Consider the following 2,230-nt stretch of genomic DNA (forward strand, 5'->3'; position numbering starts at 1 on the left):
TGAAGTCGGCCAGGGCGCGAGTGCGGGCGTTCTGGCTTTTATTGCCGTGGATGGCGGCGGCTTCAATGCCGCTGGCTTCCAGTTGCTTGGCCAGCTTGTTGGCGCCGTGCTTGGTGCGGCTGAATACCAGCACCTGGAACCAGCCGTGCTCCTGAATCAGATGCGTGAGCAGGGCGGGTTTGCGCCTCTTGTCCACCGGGGCGATCCATTGGGTGACCAGTTCGGTGGTGGTGTTGCGCGGGCTGATATCCACTTCCACCGGGTCGTTGACCAGCCCTTTGGCCAGGGCACGAATTTCCGGCGAGAAGGTGGCAGAGAACATCAGGTTCTGACGTTTGGGCGGCAGTTTCGAGAGGATCTTGCGGATGTCGTGGATAAAGCCCATGTCCAGCATGCGGTCGGCTTCATCCAGGATCAGCACTTCCAGGTGATCGAACTTCACTGCGTTCTGCTGATACAGGTCCAGCAGGCGTCCCGGTGTGGCCACCAGCACATCGCAACCGCCACGCAGGCGCTGCATTTGCGGGTTGATCTTCACACCACCGAATACCACGCTGGACGTCAACGGCAGGTTCTTGCCGTAGGTGGAGACGCTTTCCGCCACCTGGGCGGCCAGCTCGCGGGTTGGCGTGAGCACCAGGGCGCGGACCTGATTGTTGCGGGCAGGCGTGCCGGTGCGCAGGCGTTCCAGAAGCGGCAGGGTAAAGCCGGCGGTTTTGCCGGTACCGGTCTGGGCGGCGGCCATCACATCACGGCCGGACAATACGGCGGGAATGGCCTGGGCCTGAATAGGGGAAGGGGTGTCGTAGCCACGCTCAGCCACGGCCGCTTGCAGGGCATCACACAGCCCGAGATCTGAAAAATGCATGAAGTTGGGAGGATCAGCTGGAAAAGGGCGGCAAGCCTAACTGATCCGGGGCGTGAACACGAGTAATGCTTGGTAAAGCCGACGGCCGGTTCAGGCTGCCTGGTGGCTGATATCGTGGCTTTCTATGGATTCCCATTGGCCGGCGTCGGCGGCATGGCTGTCCTCGAAGATGCCATCAACCTGCTCGGGGAGCCAGTTCAGATCCAGGGCTTCATTCTGTTCCATTTTTCCTTCCCCTCTGTTTATTCTGTGTACTAACGGTAGCGTGATCGGGCGGCGGGCTTCTGTTGTGACGATGTAAGCTTTTGCTTACATATGCGTCTCAATGGTAGCCGGGCTGGATTACTGTCAGCGGGTGTGGGCAAAGCCCCGTACCCACTCAAGCAAGGAGAGCAATATGCAGGAACTGGACTGGGCGCAGGTGGGGACCCACCTGATTCAGCTTGGCGCGGCCTTTGTGCTGGCGTTGCCGGTGGCCTGGAACCGGGAACAGAAGGCGCGAGGCGCCGGCTTGCGTACCTTTCCGCTGGTTTCCATTGCGGCTTGTGGCTATATGTTGGTGGGAATGCAGGTGTACACCGGGTCCGACGCGGAAGCGCGGGTCATGTACGGGATTATTACCGGCATGGGCTTTATCGGCGGTGGGGCGATTCTCAAGGATGGGGCTAACGTGAGCGGTACCGCCACAGCGGCGAGTCTGTGGAATACCGGGGCGATCGGTATTTCGGTGGCTTACAGTCGTTATGAAATTGCCTTGGTGCTGTCGCTGATCAACTTTTTGATTCTGCAGTTTTCTCGCTCATTCAAACGCAGCGGTGAAGAGGAAAGCTGAAACGCCTTTAGCGCGTTGCCCCAGTTCGCTGGCAGCGGCGCACTGTGGCCTGTCCGGATCAGCACTGAGCCAGAATGGCCTGGCGGACACAGTGAAGGACGCCGGTGGGCCAGTCGTCAGCCAGTTGTTCCTTGATCTGGCGGTAGCTGAAGGTGTCTTCCGCCAGGTTGGCCTGGCTGAGCAGGGCGTCCTGGATGATACCGATTTCCACGTCGCTGAGGCCCAGGGCCTGTTCCAGTGACAGCTTGCCGTTGACCACCAGCTGGCTCAGCTCCCGGTAGACGGTCTGCTCGTTCAGGTTCTGTTGCCGGGCGATGGCAGGCGGGTCCATGTTGGCCAGGGCCAGGGTGAGAATTTCGTTGCTGTCCGGGCCGGCGTCTTCTGCCTCGCTGGCGCTGTTGCCATTCGCCGCCTCATTGAGAACGGCAAGAAAGTGGTCGCCGTAACGTTCCAGTTTGCGATCCCCGACACCGCTCACGGCGGAAAATTCCATGCGGTTGCGCGGACGAATGGCGAGCATATCCATCAGG

At 60.4% G+C, this 2,230-nt stretch carries 4 protein-coding genes; 1 reads left to right on the forward strand and 3 read right to left on the reverse strand.

Translation table 11 applies throughout. The annotated features are described in order from the left end of the window. Both A3730_RS21050 and A3730_RS32935 read right to left on the reverse strand, forming a co-directional pair. Nucleotides 1–868 (reverse strand): DEAD/DEAH box helicase (locus A3730_RS21050; protein ID WP_156501287.1); only part of this gene is annotated, 868 nt, incomplete at its 3' end. Nucleotides 869–958: 90 nt separating this feature from the next. Then, nucleotides 959–1,093 (reverse strand): hypothetical protein, encoded by a 135-nt coding sequence (locus A3730_RS32935; RefSeq protein ID WP_255363131.1) that lies wholly within the window; start codon nucleotides 1,091–1,093, stop codon nucleotides 959–961. A 172-nt stretch (nucleotides 1,094–1,265) separates the two neighbouring features. Here A3730_RS32935 and A3730_RS21055 point away from each other — a divergent pair, with 172 nt between their 5' ends. After that, the gene (locus A3730_RS21055) at nucleotides 1,266–1,700 is read left to right on the forward strand and encodes an MgtC/SapB family protein (RefSeq protein WP_063519767.1); all 435 of its coding nucleotides are present in this window, start codon (nucleotides 1,266–1,268) and stop codon (nucleotides 1,698–1,700) included. 58 nt (nucleotides 1,701–1,758) lie between these two features. Here A3730_RS21055 and A3730_RS21060 read toward each other — a convergent pair. After that, nucleotides 1,759–2,230 (reverse strand): helix-turn-helix domain-containing protein (locus A3730_RS21060; protein ID WP_197477558.1); only part of this gene is annotated, 472 nt, incomplete at its 5' end.

The organism is Alcanivorax sp. HI0044 (assembly GCF_001634945.1).

Excerpts from the sequence above, each read along its gene's own strand:
- A3730_RS32935 (WP_255363131.1), bottom strand. The coding sequence starts at position 1,093 with ATGGAACAGAATGAAGCCCTGGATCTGAACTGGCTCCCCGAGCAGGTT.
- A3730_RS21055 (WP_063519767.1), top strand. The coding sequence starts at position 1,266 with ATGCAGGAACTGGACTGGGCGCAGGTGGGGACCCACCTGATTCAGCTT.